Below are 18393 nucleotides of genomic sequence, written 5' to 3'. Positions count from 1 at the left end.
GCCAACATTCATTATTTCGGGTGAGGTCATGTTTCAAAACTTAAATCGAGTGTTTTATCTGGGACTATTTAAAGCTAGTTTATTGGGGATTTCACTATCTTCTATACCCGTTTCTGCACAAATCATTCCAGACAACACTCTACCTCAAAACTCCGTTGTCACTCCCCAGGGTAATGTTCAACAAATTGACGGGGGAACGAGAGGCGGAAATACTTTATTTCACAGTTTTGAACGGTTTTCTGTGCCAACGGGAGAAACCGCTTTTTTTAATAACGCTGTTGAGGTTCAGAATATTTTTTCTCGCGTTACCGGGCGTTCAATTTCTGAGATTAATGGGGTTTTAAAAGCTAACGGCGTTGCAAATTTATTTCTGATTAACCCCAACGGGATTATTTTTGGAGAAAATGCTTCCCTTGATATTGGCGGTTCGTTTTTTGCAACCAGTGCAGACCGTGTTGTTTTTGCCAACGGAACAGAATTTAGAGCCACTAATCCCAACACTCCACCTTTACTAATAATCAACATTCCCGTTGGCTTGGGGTTTCGAGAAAATCCCGGTTCTCTTGTCATTCGCTCCCGTTCTACTCTCATTAAAAGCGACGATATCGGTCAAGAGATTACCACCATAGGTTTACAAGTTCCGTCCGAACAAACCTTAGCTTTTGTGGGCGGAGATATCAGTTTAGAAGGTGGAATTTTAACGGCTCCAGAAGGGCGGGTTGAGTTGGGGAGCGTAGCCGGAAATAGCTTGATTGGCATTAGTTCTCAGTCGGAAGGATTTGCTCTAAATTACAATAGAGTTGATAATTTTCAAGATGTTCGTTTGTCTGATTTTGCCTCAATAGAAACCAGTGGAGAGCGAGGCGGAGAGATTAAAATTCAAGGTAGACAAGTCAATTTAACGGGTGATTCTGCAATGATTTCCTCTACTTTGGGTGAGGGAATTGGTGGAGATATTTTCATCGTTGCTTCTGATTCCGTAACGATTGAACAACAAGGTGGTTTATTTGCTGAAGTACGTCCGAATGCAACGGGTCGCGGCGGAACAATTACCATTGAAACAACACGGTTAACCCTCACAAACGGGGCGCAAATTTCTGTTACTACCTTGGGTTTTGGTCAAGCGGGAAACTTGGCGATCGCCGCCACCGAATCAATTGATTTAATTGGAGAAGCACCTGACAGACAAAACCCCAGTGGTTTGTTCGCCCGAGTGGAAGCGGGAGCAACGGGAAATGGAGGTAATATTATTCTTGAAACCAACCGTTTAACTGTTAGGAATGGGGCGGAGGTTTCAACGGACACGTTTGGTTTTGGTCATGGGGGTGATTTATTTATAAATGCTTCAGGAGTAGAGGTTGTTGGTTCAACCGCAGATGGTCGTTTTGCAAGCGGTTTATATGCTCAGGTGGGTGAGGGAGGAAGTGGAAATGGAGGGAATTTAACGATTAATACGAATCAATTAATTGTTAGTGAAGGCGCACAAATTGGCACATTGGCTCGCAATACAGGACAAGCAGGAATTTTAACAATTAATGCTAATAATGCAGTAATTTTGAGCGGAACTGCACCCGTACCCGAACCTACGCAAACTCAAAGAAGCGGAATTTTTGTTTCAGCCGAGCCTGCATTTGAAGATGAATCGGGTAATTTAATTATTACGACTGCGAATGCTGGAGAACTAACTATAAATACCCCGGAATTAATTGTTGAAAATGGGGCGAGAATCTCTGCTGATAATTTTGGGACGGGTGGCGGAAGTAATGTTAACTTAAATGTTAATCGGTTAATTATTCGCGATGGGGGGCAAATTGGGGCGGGTTCTCTTGTCGAAGAAGGCGCTATTAATAATGAACGGGGTTCGGGCGGAACCGTAACAGTTAATGCTTCCGAGTCTGTGGAAATTACGGGTACAGATACCATTGGTTCAACTGTAGAAAATAGTCGTTTATTTACCTTAGCAGAAGGAACGGGAGATGCGGGGAATTTAAGCATTTTTACGCCCAATTTAACCGTTGCCAATGGCGGAGAAGTTAATGTGAGTTCGACGGGAACGGGAGAGGCTGGAAATTTAACGGTTGAAGCGAATTCGATTCGTCTTAATCAGGCAAGTCTGAGAGCAGAAACCCGACTGGGAACTCAAGGAAATATTACCCTTAATTCGCCCGATATTCAACTGCGTCGGGGGAGTAAAATCACGACAAATTCGTTAGAAACGGGAACGGGGGGAAATATTCTCATTAATAGTAATCAGTTAGTTGCGATTGAAAATAGCGATATTTATGCTAATGCTCAAGCCGGAGTAGGAGGTCAAGTTGTGATTAATGCCGATGGGATTTTTGGAACCCAATTCCGTACTCAACAAACCTCAGCCAGCGATATTACTGCCACATCAGAACTCGGTGCAGAATTTAGCGGAACCGTTGAACTCAACAGCGAAATTGACCCCGCTCAAGGATTAGTAGAACTCCCTCAAAGCGTTGTCGATCCGGCTGCGTTAATTGCTCAAGACCCTTGCAAACAGAGAGGAAGTAGTCAATTTATTCTAACCGGACGCCGGGGAATAGCACCGAATCACACCGAAGGTTTATCGACCATTGAAGCATTAGTTGAGTTAGAATCTCTCCTGATTGAACCCGTAATTCCTCCAGTCAATAATTCCCCACAACGTCGTCAACAACTCTCTCAAAAATCTGATAATAATTCTAATAATACGAGCATCGATTCCAGAAGAATTGTTCCGGCTAGAGGTTGGATACGCAATCAAAAAGGAGAGGTGATTTTAGTGGGTTACGACCCTACAAAAACGGGTAGATTTCGTCAACCTCAACAAATTATATCATGTCGGATTCATCAATAATTCCAAGCGTAGGGGCGCGCCTGATTACAGTTCACTGAACACTGTTCACTGTTTAAACCGCCCCGCCCCATAACACGCATTAATCAACCGGATATCTTATAATAAGAACGTAGAAGATTGAAAATTCTGCGATCGCAATTTTCCGGTTTACCAGTCGGGAAAGCGTCAATCAAAATCGCTGTAATTCAGTCCTTCAAACTTTTTCATTTGCCGCTCAAAAGTACAGGAGAGCATTGTTTAATAGCTGTTCTCCAATGAATTTCAATTAACGAGGGGTGATACCCATCTTGCTAAGGGCGGCAATTTATGCTAAGTTCGCCCCAACGAGTCCAATATTTATCTAAGTTTTTTCATAAGTCTTGTGACTTAACGACGAATTGACCCTCCTCTGCCTTTTCGGAAGAAAAGCTTCCCTATGCTTATCGTTCCTGGTGTTGAAGTCAAAACTTGCATCTACGAAAGTGCTAACTCCTTAGTTTATCGTGCCATTCGACAGCCAAACAACCAACCTATTATCCTCAAAATTCTTAAAGAAAATTATCCCACACCCCAGGAACTTGCTCGTTATCGTACCGAATATCAAATTACTAAATCCTTGAATCTTTTGGGCTGTATTCAAGCTTATGATTTGCAGCCTTATCAAAATACTCTCGTTATGTTTCTGGATGATTTTGGTGGGGAATCGTTGAAAATTTTGATGCAGCATAAACCGTTGAGTTTAGAAGAATTTTTAACAATTGCGATCGCCATAACCGACAGTTTAGCAGAGCTTCACGCCGCCAATATTATCCATAAAGATATTAACCCCTCAAATATTGTTTTTAATCCGGATACTCAACAACTAAAACTCATTGATTTTGGCATTTCTAGCAAGTTTACACGAAAAAATCCCACCCTAAAAAATCCCAATACATTAGAAGGAACGCTCCCGTATATTTCCCCCGAACAAACGGGCCGAATGAACAGAAGTTTAGATTATCGCACAGACTTTTATTCCCTGGGAATAACCTTTTACGAACTGCTGACCCATCAACTGCCTTTTGATAGCACGGATGTATTGGAGTTGGTTCACTGTCATCTCGCCAAAAAAGCGTTATCGCCCTCAGAAATCAATCCAGAAATTCCTCCGATTTTGTCAGAAATTGTCATAAAATTGATGGCAAAAAACGCCGAGGATCGTTATCAAAGTGCCTGGGGAATCAAAGCCGATTTAGAAAACTGCTTAAATCAATTAACTGCTACTCAAACCCTATCAAGATTTCCTCTGGGTTGTCAAGATCTTTCCGAACAATTTCAAATTCCGCAAAAACTTTATGGGAGAGAACGAGAAATAGAAACCCTGCTGACAGCCTTTGAACAAGTTTATGAAACAAGTCAACTGTTTTTAATTTCCGGTTATTCGGGGATTGGAAAAACAGCAATTGTTCAAGAACTCTATAAACCCATTACTGAAAAACGGGGTTATTTTATTTCGGGTAAATTTGACCAATATCAACGCAATATTCCCTACAGCGCCGTTGTGAGTGCTTTTCGAGAATTGGTTAAACAACTGTTGGCCGAAAGTGAAGAACAGCTAATAGAATGGCGAGAAAAGTTATTAACCGCTTTGGGGAACAATGGTCAAATTATTATTGATGTTATTCCCGAAGTTGAATTAATGATCGGGAAACAACCCGAAGTTCCAGAAGTTGGGCTGAGTGAGAGTCAAAATCGCTTTAATTTAGTGTTTCAGAATTTCATTAAAGTTTTTGTCAAACCCTCACGTCCTCTCACCCTATTTTTAGACGATTTACAGTGGGCTGATGGAGCGTCTCTCAAGTTAATAGAACTGTTAATGAGCCAGACAACGCCGGGTTTATTTTTAATTGGTGCTTATCGAGATAACGAAGTTTCTGCGGCTCATCCCTTCAGCTTAACCCTTGAAGAAATTACCCAAAATGGAGCCAGTGTTAACGGGATTTTATTGTCACCTTTAGAATTGCCAACGGTTACTCAATTGATTTCAGATACCCTAAATTTAAGCCGATCTGAAGTTAGAGATATCGCCGAATTGGTTTTTAATAAAACGGGTGGAAATCCTTTTTTTCTGAATGAGTTTATCAATTCGCTTTATGTTGAGGGGCTGCTGAATTTTGATGGCAATTCTCGAAAATGGAACTACAATCTAGAGGAAATACAAGAAAAGAGTTATACCGATAATGTCGTTGACTTGATGGTGTTGAAAATCAAAAGATTGCCAAATCATACCCAAGAAACGCTGAAAATTGCAGCCTGTATGGGCAATCAATTTGAACTGCAAACCTTGGCTTCTATTTGTCAAAAATCCCTGCGAGAGATGGCGGATAGCTTATATAACGCTATTGCAGAGAATCTAATTTTACCCCTACATAACATGGGCGATGTGGAATTAGCAATAGCCGGAAAATTGCCAAACAGCCAGCCATTATTTTACAAATTTGTTCACGACAGAATCCAGCAAGCCGCCTATTTGCTCATTCCCCAACAAGAAAAACCATTTGTTCATCAAAAAATTGGCAACATCTTGCTGCAAAATACTCCTTTAGAAAAGCGAGAAGAAAAAATCTTTGAAATTGTTAATCAACTGAATTTTGCTTGTGAGTTAATCCGCGATCAAAAAGAGAAAGATCAATTGGCGCAGTTAAATCTTATGGCGGCTCAAAAAGCTAAAGCTGCTGTGGCTTCTAATGCTGCACAAGAATACTTAAATATCGGGATAACCCTACTAGCAAATGATAGCTGGCAACACCAGTATGAACTTACTTTAGCCCTGTATCAGGAAGCAGCAGAAGTCGCTTATCTCTGCGGGGATTTTGATCGGATGGAAACTCTAGCTACCCTCGTGCTAGAAAATTCTAAAACCGTGCTAGATCGGGTGAAAATCTACGAGTTAAAAGTTGAATTTTGCTTGATACGAAACCACTTTAAAGAAGCGTTAAATGTTGGAGTAGAAGTGCTTCAATTCTTGGGCGTCACCTTGCCAGAATCTTCTTCAAGTAGCCTTTCTATAAATTTGGAAACTGAACACTTAATTAACTTGCCGGAAATGACTGATGAAAAATCCCTGGCGGCTATGTCGATTCTGGCAAAAATGCTAGCGATTGGCTATATAAGTATTCCAGAAGTGTTAGTACCCATTGTGCTGACACAGATTGATTTATCTATTAAATATGGCAATGCTCCAAAGTCGAGTTTGGCTTATGCAACTTATGGAGTTATCTTGTGTACAACGACCGAAAACATTGAAGCGGGCTATAAATATAGCAAGTTGGGTTTAAAATTAGTAGAAAAATTAAATGCCAAAGATATACAAGCAATAGTTTTAGATACTTTGGGGAATCATATATTACACTGGAAAGAGCATCTTAAGGGAAGCTTATCAACTTTAAAACAAGCTTATTACAGTGCTATAGAAACTGGAAATATAGAGTTTATTGGTTACTCTCTATTTGATTATTGTTTTAATTCGTTTGCGGTGGGAAGCGAACTTAAACAGTTAGAACAACAAGCTATAAATTATTATGAAATGCTGAAAAAGTTAAAAAATACAAGATGCTTAATTGGACTGGCGATGTATTTGCAAATTATTTCAAATTTACTAGAGAAAGCCGAAGCTCCGACTCGGCTATTCGGAAAGTTTTACAAGGAAGACAAATTTCTCCCGCTTCTGATAGAATCAAGCGAGCGACAAGGAATTTTCTTACATTATCTAAATACGCTTGTGTTATGTTTTCTATTTGAAAAGTACAATGAAGCTGCTAAAAATTCAACAAGAGCAGAACCCTATTTAGATGGTGTGTCAGGAATGGTAGCCATACCTTTATTTCATTTTTATGATTCTCTGGCGCATTTAAGTGTGTTTGCTGACGTTTCAAATTTTGAACAAGAAAAGACTCTGAAACGGGTTAATATTAATCAAGATAAAATGCAGCTTTGGGCGGATCACGCCCCCATGAATTATTTACATAAATTTTATCTGGTAGAGGCTGAAAAAGCACGAATTTTAGATCAATTTCTTGAAGCAATGGACTATTACGATCGCGCAATTTCCCTCGCCAAAGAAAACGAATATATTAATGAAGCCGCCCTCGCTTACGAACTCGCTGCCAAGTTTTATTTATCAAAAGGCAAAGAACTCACGGCTAAGGCTTATATGCAAGAAGCTCATTATCATTATCAACTTTGGGGTGCAACAGCAAAAGTCAAACATTTAGAAGCCCAATATCCCCAGTTATTTGCCATTAATAAACGAACCCATTCAGAAGTATCAAACCCGATCTCAACAACCGGAAATCGTTCTAATTCTTCCTTAGATATCGCGGCGGTAATGAAAGCGTCAGAAGCCATTGCTGGCGAAATCATTCTCGAAAAGCTGCTGTCAAAATTAATGAAGATTCTGATAGAAAATGTGGGTGCTCAACTGGGCTATTTAATCTTAGAGGAGCGAGGAAAACTACTGATAGAAGCTGAATGTCTCTCCGAAAATGAAGAAGTCACCGTTTTACAATCTATCCCGGTTGAAAGTTGTCAAAAACTCCCCCAGTCTATTGTTAGTTATGTGGCTCGAACTCAAGATAAAGTCGTTTTAAATCATGCGAGTTCTGAAGGTCAGTTTACCAACGATCTTTATATCAAAACTATACAACCTCAATCAATTTTATGTGCCGCTTTGATGAACCAAGGACAACTGAGTGCAATAGTTTATTTAGAAAATCGACAAACAGCCCAAGCCTTTACGCCCGAACGATTAGAAGTTTTAAAATTATTATCAGGACAAGCGGCGATCGCCATTGCCAATGCTAAACTTTATAGCGAAGTCAAAGAACGTGAAAATCGTTTAAATCAATTTATTGATGCTATGCCAATTGGGGTAATTGTACATGATAATACTGGGCAAATCACCTATACGAATCAAACCGCCCGTGAACTCAGTAGAATTTACACGATACCCAAAGCAAGTTCTGATCAATTAGCCGAAATTTACCAACTGTATCAAGCCGGAACTAACGAGCTATACCCCACTGAAAATCTACCAATCGTTCGTTCTTTAAGGGGTGAAACGGTCAAAATAGAGGATATGGAGTTTCACGGAGGAGATCAGATTCTGTCTTTGGAGGTTTCCAGCACGCCCATTGTTGATGAAAGGGGTAAAATTAATTATGCGATCGCCGCCTTTCAAGACATCACCGAACGCAAAAAAGCCGAAAAACTTTTAGCCGATTATAACCGTACTTTAGAACAACAAGTCGCCGAACGCACCCAAGAATTACAACGAGAAATTCTCGAACGAAAACGAGCCGAAGAAGCCGCAAAAGCCGCAAACCAAGCGAAAAGCACGTTCCTCGCTAATATGAGCCATGAATTGCGAACTCCCCTAAATGCCATTCTGGGTTTTTCCCAATTAATGAACCGTTCGTCATCACTCTCCGAACAATCTCAAGAATATTTGGGGATTATTTCTCGCAATGGAGAACACCTGCTCACTCTCATTAACCAAGTGTTAGATTTATCTAAACTCGAAGCCGGACGCGCAACGCTCAACGAGACTAACTTCGATTTTCATCGCCTATTAAATGACCTCGAAGATATCTTTCAATTCTCCGCAGAAAATAAAGGATTGCAGTTATTAATCGAACAAAGTCCAGACGTTCCCCGGTATATCCAAACCGATGAAACTAAACTCCGTCAAGTTTTAATTAATTTAGTTTCTAATGCAATTAAGTTTACTTCAGTTGGGGGTGTTTCGGTGAGAGTGAAAGCCAACAAGTCATCTTCTCAAATCTTTTTTGAAATCGAAGACACTGGCGAGGGAATAGCAGAAGATGAATTAGAGAGTTTATTTGAAGCTTTTATCCAAACTAAAACGGGTAAAAACTCAAAAGAAGGAACGGGATTAGGATTAACAATCGCACGAAACTTTATCGAGTTAATGGGCGGTAAAATTGGAGTGATCTCTCAAGTCGGAAGCGGTACTTTATTCAAATTTGATATTCAAGCTAACTTTGTAGATTTTGCTGATTCCGAACAAGAACAACCCTCTCGTAGAGCGATTGGAATTGCACCCAATCAACCTCGCTATCGCATTTTAATAGTAGATGATCGTTGGGATAATCGCCAACTACTACTTAAGCTACTTTCTGGCTTTGATTTTGAACTTCTAGAAGCCAGTAACGGCTCAGAAGCGGTTAGAATGTGGGAGGACTATTTGCCCCATTTAATTTTTATGGATATGCGAATGCCCGTCATGGACGGATATGAAGCCGCCAAACAGATTAAAAATAGAATTAATGGTCAAGCTACGGCTATTATCGCGGTAACAGCCAGCAGTTTTGAAGAGGAGAAAGCGGTCGTTTTGTCTTGTGGCTGCGATGATTTTGTTCGGAAACCCTTTCGGGAAGAAAATATCTTGAATATTCTGCACAAATATCTCGGTGTAGAATTTATTTTTGAAGAGGTTAATCAAGCTTCTGTTAATAATAATCAGGAGGTTAATGTCTTGACAAAATCGGCTTTATCTGTGTTGCCTTTCGAGTTTTTGATTAATCTTGAACAGGCTATTAAAAATCTCGATTTAGAACAGATGCAAACCGTTATCGATGAAATCCGAGAAACTGAACAATCATTGGCAAAGGCGATAGAAGTGAGTGTGAAAAATTTTCAGTATGAAAAATTGCTGGATTTGATCTCTTCCGTGCGTGATGAATAATGAATACTAATCTTAATTCAGGCGGCTAAGAAACGATTCAGAAAATGAATAAATTATTAATTTCAATACTCAAAAGATTTTAACTTTCTTAAGATATTAAAGATTGACTGAGTAAGCCATTACCCCCTGGTGACAATTTGATTGCACAAGTGTGCAATGGGGTTTGCAGAGTTGGGTCATTAAGTTGGTAGAGAAGGTTAAAGATTTTTCCGATTCTAGGTTTTATTCTATCAGTCAAGTGAATGGTTATGCTGTCAAAAAATTTATAGAGCATTTTCTCTTTATGCTTAACAATTTTTGGCGACACAGGAGAAGTTCACTGCAAAGAGGTACAACAAGCGCCTAAAGTTCAGGTTGCTGTACCCCGGGTTAGTTTGTGACCTAATCTTTGGTATAGGTTGAGAACTAAACGATGGGTTAGTACGCTCTCTGGGTTTATCCAGGTACTGTGGTTTTATGTCATTGCCAGGAAAATTTTATGAATAAACGAGAAGATATAGTACAGAAATTCTCGACTTTTCTCAGCTTTGGCGATCGCCAATTCACATGGCAACCCGACCCGAAATTAGAACAACAGATGAAACGCCTAGTGCAGTCAGATCCAGAAGCTAAAGAAGAATTTTGGGCGAGATACTTTCTAAAAAGGCTTAGAGAAGTATCCCCGCCTGAAACTGATACAGAAACGGAATATCTCGGAATTTACAAAGAGAACCATCATACTTGTTCGCCCGTTTTAACCCGCGATCAAACTTTAGAAATATCCACTTTAATCGCGACAAGACATTTATCAGCTTATTTACAAGAAGCTTGTTTTTGGGCGGCTCAAAAGAGTTTTTATAAATACAAATTTCTTCGGCACAAATACCCGTTAGAAGAATATTTACAGATCGCTTCTTCCTTTGCCAATCTTCCCGGTAAACTGTTAAAAAACTTTGATTTAGAACGGTCAGAATCCAAGATGATAGCTTATGCAAAAACAGCAATATTTCGGTTTGTTAGGAACAAAATTTATCGGCAAAATAGAGAAAGCAAAATAGAAAAATTTGGAAATTATGGGCTGTTAAAAAATCTCAGCTTTAAAGAATTAAACTTGGCTTTAAGCTCTCAAGGATTTGAGCCATTAGAAATTGATTTATATGGGCTGGCTTGGCAGAGTTTCAATAAATTTTACCAATCTCATAAAAGGGTGGAAAATCAGAACTTACCCGACGATCAATATCGAGAAGATTTAAAACAGATTACAGAGGATTGTAATCAACGACTTAATCAGCAAACTTCGATAGATTTATCAAGAATAGTCGTTAACGAAGACAAAATTCAAGAGATGCTAACAATTTGTATAAAAGCGGCGCGGAATTACCGAACAAAGCAGTTTTGTCCTCTCGAAGAATGCAATAAAATATCCGATCCGACTCTCACGCCTTTAGATATTGCGGTTCAGGAAGAGGAAAGACAGCAAGTGCAGTTACTTGTTTCTAAATTATTTACCGCTATTCCCGAAGCCGGACAAATTATGCTGATACTTTGGCAGGGATTAAACTTAACTCAAAGCGAAATTGCCACAGTAATGAAAAGTAAGTATCCCGAACTCCAAAAGCAGTATCAAGTGGCTAGACATTTGGCAAAACACAAGAAAAATATTTTGAAAAATTTTATCGGGGAATGGAATCAAGACAATCCAAATCACTCGATCAATTCCGAACAGGATTTGGAAAGAATTCAAGACGCTTTGGATGATTGTTTTCAGCACCATTGCCAAGAATTATTAAACTCGATTTTGGAACAAACAACCCGCAAACTTCAAAGGGAAGATAACCTTTTAGTTGGCAATCTAAAACCGAGCATGATTAACTTAGATAACCGTCAAATTTTTGTAAAAATTTCCAGAAAAAAACAGGTATTAACAAAAGTTTTAACCTCAAAGTTAGAACTAGATTTCAGTTTACCCAGAGAGGCAACTTTACCCGTTTTTAATAAAATCTTGAATTTTGTAGATCAATGGCTGGTTTATTATAAATATTAGTTAATTCATTTTTTCAAGCAAACTGTTCGGTTCATAATTTTTGCAATTTTGTATTGCAATTAATCCCAAGTTATTATAGGTTTTATAGGTTTTTTACTCCGTTAGTTTAAGTAAAAAAGGATGAGCAAATGCAGACAAAAGAAAATAAATTGTTTACTCAAGAAGCGCTCGATCGCCTATCATCAAGCGATCGCCTGGACCAAATGATGCAAGTGGTTAGCCCCAGAGCGTGGTTGCCCCTCAGTACAATTGGTTTTTTATTAATAGTTGCGGGGACTTGGAGCGTCATGGGACGAATACCCCTAAATGTCACGGGTCAAGGTGTCTTCATTCGTCCCCGCCATGTCGTGCAGTTTCAAGCGCCGAGTGCGGGTCAACTTTTAAACCTTAAAATAGAGCCGGGAGATGCAATTAAAAAAGGAGAGGAAATTGGCATCATCGACCAATCCAATCTCAAGCAACAATTAGACCAAGAAAAGGCTAAATTAGCTCAACTTCAAGGGCAAAATCAAGATACTAATCGCCTACAAAAACAGCAAATCGAACTCCAATTAAAAACCCTTGAACAGCAACGGACAGATCTTGAAGAAAGGCTGCGTCGAGAGTCCGTTACACCCCTGCTTCATCAACAAACCTTAGCGGCGCTGGAGCAAAAACGTCAAAGCCTTGAAGAAAGTCTAGAACGAGAAAAAATTGCACCCCGACTGCACGAACAAACGTTAGCGGCTCTGGAGCAAAAACGCCAAAATTTGGTAAGGCAAAAAGAAGATTTTAGCTCGATGTTAGAAACCCTAAAACAACGATATGAAAACCGTGTTTATCTATTTGAAGTCGAAAGCGCTATCAGTCAAGATGTGCTGCTACAAGCCAAACGAGAACTCTTGGATACTCAAACGCAAGTGTCAAATATTGAAACCCAGTTAAAAGAAGTCGAAGTTCAAAAAACGAATACCGATAGAGAATACTTACAAAATCTCAACAAAATTAATGAAATTCAAAATAACATTCAACAAATTAAAGTTGAAAAAACCAATGCCGAACGAGAATATCTACAAACTTTGAATCAAATTGACGAAATCCAAACCAAAAAGCAAGAAATCGAAGCCGAAAAAGCGAAACTCGTTCAACAAAATTTAGAAAAGGAGATTAACAAAACGAACGAAATTCAGGAAATTAAACGCAAAATTGCCCAACTCGAACTGCAATTAACAAAAGATAGCAAAGTGATCAGTCAATACGATGGTCGAGTCTTAGAACTGAGTGCCGTTTCGGGTCAATTTGTCAATGTTGGCAATTCTTTGGGGTCAATAGAAGCAGAAAACCCTGATAAAAAAATGCTCAGTGTTGTTTATTTTTCTGATAAAGATGGCAAACAAATTAAGCCGGGTATGACGGTACAAGTAACACCAAGTGTGGTTAAACGGGAACGCTACGGAGGTATTATTGGTCAAGTTACCCAAGTTTCACCTTTTCCGGTAACAAAGCAAGAAATGTCCGTAGTGATCGGCAATGAAAACTTGGCGAATAACCTCGCTCAAAGTGTTTCTAATAATGCGGCGCTCATCCAGGTTTTTGTGCAACTAGAAGAAGATAAAAGTAATATTAGCGAGTACGAATGGTCTTCCTCAAACGGGCCGCCTTTACAAATTTCTACGGGTACTACCGCTCAAGTTCGGGTGCAAGTCGGACAAGTTGCACCGATTTCTTATGTAATGCCAATTTTTCGCTCTTTAACGGGTATTTACTAAATACCAGTCAATCGTTAAAACTCAGAATAAAACGATAAATAGAAAATCATTGAGGTCTATTCTTTTGATTTACAAATTATGGCAAAAATATAAATCCCGTCCCGTTCGTACTCCCGTTGTTTTACAAATGGAAGCGGTGGAATGCGGTGCGGCAGCGTTAGGAATTATCCTCGGTTATTATCGCTGTATTGTACCCCTAATTGAACTGCGGCGCGAGTGTGGAGTTTCGCGGGATGGGAGCAAAGCTTCTAATATTTTAAAAGCGGCAAGATTATATGGATTAAATGCAAAAGGATTCAAAAAAACAACAGAAGATCTAAAAAATGTAATTCCTCCCTATATCGTTTTCTGGAATTTTAATCATTTTTTGGTTGTAGAAGGTTTTGGGAAAAACCGGGTTTATCTTAACGATCCGGCTGCGGGGAGAAGAACGGTTTCGCCAGATGAATTCCGACAAGCTTACACGGGTGTTGTTCTGATTTTTGAACGGGGAGAGGACTTTAAAACAACGGGCAAAAAACCGAGTATATCCCGCTCTTTACCCTCCCGTTTAAAGCCTTCATTTTGGGCGATATTTTATTGCTTATTTGCCGGATTATTCCTAACAATTCCCCGTTTGGCTATTCCCGCATTTAGCCAAGTTTTTATCGATGAAATTCTCGTAGAAAACCGAATAGATTGGTTGCGTCCATTGATACTCGGAATGTTATTTGTTGCGATTACCCAAGGGTTACTCGCACGGTTACGACTTTTTTATCTGCGGCGACTCATGCTTAAACTTTCTGTTTCGATGTCCGGACAGTTTCTTTGGCATACTCTGCGCTTACCCGCCGAATTTTATGCCCAAAGATATGCCGGAGAAATTAGCAGTCGCAGTCAATTAAATGATAAAGTTGCAGATGTTTTATCGGGGAGATTAGCGACTACGGTAATCGATTCTATAATGATAGTTTTCTACGCCATAATTATGCTTCTCTACGACTGGGTATTAACGAGTGTGGCGATTGCTTTTGCTGCGTTAAACTTCTTCGCTTTGCAAGCTTTATCCCGCAGTCGTGTTGAGACAAACACCAGACTTGTACAAGAAACTGGAAAAGTTAGCGGCGTTGCAGTCGGTGGAATTCAAGCCATTGAAACGGTGAAAGCAAGCGGTTTAGAATTCGATTTATTTTCTAAGTTTTCCGGCTACTACGCCCAAATGCTTAACGCTCAACAACAATTAGCATTGCCCACTCAAATTCTATCAATATTACCCGTATTTTTAACGACGTTGGCAACCGCCTGTATTTTAATTATTGGGGGTTTGCGGGTGATGAATGGTAGCCTTACAATTGGAATGTTAATCGCCTATCAAAGTCTAACTCAGCAATTTTTAACCCCAATTAATAATCTTGTTAATTTTGGTAGTACCCTGCAAGAATTAGAAGCAGATTTAAACCGACTTGATGATGTACTGCAAAATCCGATTGATGTAGAAGTCGAGCGAGAACTAAAATCTAATCAGAATAAAACTGATAATGTTGCGGATTTTTTGATTACTCAAGACTCTTTTCAACTGCAAGGTTATCTTGAATTACGTCATGTTACTTTTGGCTATAACCGCTTAGATTCTCCCTTAATTGAAAATTTAAGTTTGAGTTTAAAACCCGGTCAAAGAATCGCTTTAGTTGGCGGGAGTGGTTCGGGAAAATCTACCGTTGCAAAATTGATAACAGGACTTTATAAACCTTGGGACGGGCAAATTTTATTAGATGGTATTTCGCGATCGCATTATCCCCGTTCTATTCTCGCCAATTCACTCGCAATGGTCGAGCAAGATATCTTTTTGTTTGCGGGTACAGTCCGGGAAAATCTGACGCTTTGGGATGCAACAATACCCGAAGAAGATTTAGTAAAAGCTTGTTTGGATGCCACAATTCACAATACTATTTTAAATCTGCCGGGGGGATATGATGCTATTCTTAATGAAGGGGGAATGAACATCAGTGGCGGAGAGAGACAGCGTTTTGAAATTGCCAGAGCGTTAGTTAGAAATCCGGCAGTTTTAGTGTTAGATGAAGCAACGAGCGCCTTGGATGCGGAAACGGAATTAATGATCGATCGCAACTTGCGAAAACGCGGTTGTTCTTGCATTGTCGTTGCTCACCGCCTCAGTACAATCCGCGATTGTGATGAAATTATTGTTCTAGAAAAAGGTAAAATTGTTCAACGCGGAACCCACGAAAAATTGCGTCACGAAGACGGAATTTATGTCCGTTTAATTGGCGATAATATTGTTTAATTTTAATAGCAACTTCTGCTTTATAATTATTGATTTTATGAATAACCAAGGAAAAATAATGGTCAATTTGATTCCCGAAATTTCTCGAATTAAAGGAAATCAACCGCTATTATTGAACAAACCCCAAACCATATGGATAGTTAATTCTGGTTCTTTAGCCGTATTTACAACTGTTTTTGAAGGCAAAGAACCCAAAGGGAATCGTCGATATTTGTTTACTGTAAATTCTGGAGAAGCACTATTAGGAGCAACTCCCAAAGATGGACGGGGAATCCTGGCGATCGCACTCGAAGAAACCGAATTAAGCGCTTTAAATATTGAAGATTTTATCACCCAAATTATAACGGGCGATCGCTCTAGTTTTACTCTTTTGTCGGGTTGGGTAAAGCATTGGGAAAAACTGGCAATTCCCGATTTACCCCTCAACAGTCCAATTCAAAAAAATTCGGAAATTTCCCCATCAAAACTCGCCCAATTTCATCATTTTTTATTCTACCATTTAAACTCGGAAGAACTCAATAAAAAAGAAGAAAACTTCCGCCAATTTCAAGAACGAGAACATCTGAATAAAAAAGTCACCGAAACCGCCTTTAAACAATTAACAGAGGTTTTACATCCTCGCGAAGCCGAAGTTTTTCTAGAAGGAACACCCCTACTCATTGCATCGGGTGCGGTCGGTCGAGCCACAGGAATTATCATCAATCCTCCGGCGGAATCCGAAGATTTTAGCCGCTTAAAAGATCCGTTAGAAGCCATCGCTCGCGCCTCCCAATTTCGCACCCGTAGAGTGTTACTAACCGGCAATTGGTGGAAACAGGAACACGGGCCTTTATTAGCTTATATTCACACCAATAAAAGACCCGTTGCATTGTTACCAGAAAAAGGAAATCATTACGTTTTATTCGACCCCGTTGAACGAACTCGAACCCGAATAACAAAAGCAGTCGCGCAAACACTCTCACCCGAGAGTTTTATGTTTTATCGACCGTTACCGCCAGTCATTCATCACGCTGCGGAATTATTTCAGTTTGGCATAAAAGGTTACGAAAAAAATATTATTGAAATCGTTGTATTGGGAATCATCGCAACGTTGTTGGGGATGGCGATACCCCAAGCAACGGCGATTTTAGTCAACGATGCAATTCCCGATAGCGACCGCCTTTTATTGTGGCAAATTGGATTAGTATTAGTCGCCGTTACTATTGGAAAATCTGCCTTTGGTATGGCTCAAGCTATTCTGTCACTCCGAGTAGAAAATGCTGCGGATAGTGCCTTACAGCCTGCGGTTTGGGATAGAATGTTGAAGTTAAAACCCGCCTTTTTTCGCTGTTATTCATCGGGCGATTTATTAACTCGATTAATGGCTGTTAGCCAAATTCGTCAATTAATTAGTGGCGCCACCCAACGCACTCTTTTAAATGCAGTATTTTCTCTGCTAAACTTGGGACTAATGTTATTTTATAGCTGGAAACTTGCCTTAGTGGGAGTGGGTTTAACGGGAATAGCAGTTATTTTTACCGGGGTATCAAGTCTGCTTTTAATTCGTCAAGAAAGACAGCAAGAAACAGCCGACGGAGAGATTAACGGACTCACCGTAGAACTCATTAACGGAGTCTCAAAATTACGAGTAGCAACCGCAGAAGAACGGGCTTTTGCAGCTTGGGCGAAAAAATACAGCCTGCGCCTCAAATTAAAAGCTAATATTCAACGAATTAATGACGGCATTTCGGTGTTTAATGAAGTGTTACCTTTACTCAGTTCTATTCTAATTTTTGGGTTGGCGATTGTGTTCATAGAAGCGGCTAAAACTCAAGGGAATACCGGGCTAAATATGGGGACATTTCTGGCTTTTAATACGGCATTTGGAACGTTTATTTCCGGCGTAACAGACTTGAGTAATACCCTGACTGATATCTTAGGAATTGTACCCCTTTGGGAACGGGCGAAACCAATTTTACAGGGAACAATAGAATCAGACCCCACCAAAGCCGATCCGGGTCGGTTAAGGGGAAAAATAGCGGTGGATCGGGTTATTTTTCGCTATCAAGAAAATGGGGCTTTAATTTTAAATGATATCACGATTCATGCAGAACCCGGAGAATTTATTGCCATTGTCGGCCCGTCCGGGAGTGGAAAATCAACACTATTTCGGCTGTTATTAGGATTTGAAACGCCCGAAAGTGGTAATATTTATTATGATGATAAAGATTTGGCGGGATTGGATATTCAAGCGGTTCGACGACAGTTAGGCGCGGTATTACAAAATGGTCGAATTAATGCGGGTTCAGTCTTTGATAATATTACCTGCGGCGCATTGGTAACATTAGAAGAAGCTTGGGAAGCGGCGCAAATGGCGGGTTTAGCTGTCGATCTTGAGCAAATGCCGATGGGAATACATACGGTTGTTAGCGAGGGAGGAACGAATCTTTCGGGAGGACAAAAACAGAGGTTATTAATTGCTCGGGCGATGGTTTTAAAGCCCAAAATTGTGTTAATGGATGAAGCAACTAGCGCTTTGGATAACCGCACCCAAGCGATTGTTTCGGAAAGTTTAGAGCGGTTGAATGCGACTAGAATTGTCATTGCCCATCGCCTCAGTACCATTCGCAATGCAGACCGAATTTATGTGATAGAATCCGGGCGTTTAGTAGAAATAGGTTCGTTTGAGCAATTGCTTCAGCGAGGCGGTTTATTTGCTCGATTAGTGGCGCGACAGTTAAAGTAGAAAATGCTTAATTCTTGTTTTTTCGGAAAACT

General features: G+C 39.9%; 6 protein-coding genes. All 6 read left to right on the top strand.

The window, feature by feature from the left end; translation table 11 throughout:
- Window positions 1–28: 28 nt before the first annotated feature.
- Complete coding sequence (locus ACL6C3_RS13120) at window positions 29–2860, top strand: filamentous hemagglutinin N-terminal domain-containing protein (RefSeq protein WP_413167609.1); 2832 nt, start codon at window positions 29–31, stop codon at window positions 2858–2860.
- A 415-nt stretch (window positions 2861–3275) separates the two neighbouring features.
- Window positions 3276–9584, top strand: a complete 6309-nt coding sequence (locus tag ACL6C3_RS13115; RefSeq protein ID WP_413167608.1) for an AAA family ATPase — start codon at window positions 3276–3278, stop codon at window positions 9582–9584.
- A 478-nt stretch (window positions 9585–10062) separates the two neighbouring features.
- The gene (locus ACL6C3_RS13110; protein WP_413167606.1) at window positions 10063–11607 is read left to right on the top strand and encodes a hypothetical protein; all 1545 of its coding nucleotides are present in this window, start codon (window positions 10063–10065) and stop codon (window positions 11605–11607) included.
- A 128-nt stretch (window positions 11608–11735) separates the two neighbouring features.
- Complete coding sequence (locus tag ACL6C3_RS13105) at window positions 11736–13355, top strand: NHLP bacteriocin system secretion protein (RefSeq protein WP_413167605.1); 1620 nt, start codon at window positions 11736–11738, stop codon at window positions 13353–13355.
- Window positions 13356–13419: 64 nt separating this feature from the next.
- Entirely contained in the window at window positions 13420–15636 is a 2217-nt protein-coding gene (locus ACL6C3_RS13100) for an NHLP family bacteriocin export ABC transporter peptidase/permease/ATPase subunit (RefSeq protein WP_413167604.1), read from the top strand.
- Window positions 15637–15673: 37 nt separating this feature from the next.
- Window positions 15674–18361, top strand: coding sequence for an NHLP bacteriocin export ABC transporter permease/ATPase subunit (locus ACL6C3_RS13095; protein ID WP_413167603.1), 2688 nt, complete (start codon window positions 15674–15676; stop codon window positions 18359–18361).
- Window positions 18362–18393 lie beyond the last annotated feature (32 nt).

The organism is Capilliphycus salinus ALCB114379, from assembly GCF_047276495.1.
Taxonomy (GTDB): domain Bacteria; phylum Cyanobacteriota; class Cyanobacteriia; order Cyanobacteriales; family Microcoleaceae; genus Capilliphycus; species Capilliphycus salinus.
This window is presented reverse-complemented; position numbering and strand designations above follow the sequence as displayed.

Coding starts and splice junctions, on each gene's coding strand:
- ACL6C3_RS13105 (WP_413167605.1), top strand. CDS start 11,736: ATGCAGACAAAAGAAAATAAATTGTTTACTCAAGAAGCGCTCGATCGC.
- ACL6C3_RS13120 (WP_413167609.1), top strand. CDS start 29: ATGTTTCAAAACTTAAATCGAGTGTTTTATCTGGGACTATTTAAAGCT.
- ACL6C3_RS13110 (WP_413167606.1), top strand. CDS start 10,063: ATGAATAAACGAGAAGATATAGTACAGAAATTCTCGACTTTTCTCAGC.
- ACL6C3_RS13095 (WP_413167603.1), top strand. CDS start 15,674: ATGAATAACCAAGGAAAAATAATGGTCAATTTGATTCCCGAAATTTCT.
- ACL6C3_RS13115 (WP_413167608.1), top strand. CDS start 3,276: ATGCTTATCGTTCCTGGTGTTGAAGTCAAAACTTGCATCTACGAAAGT.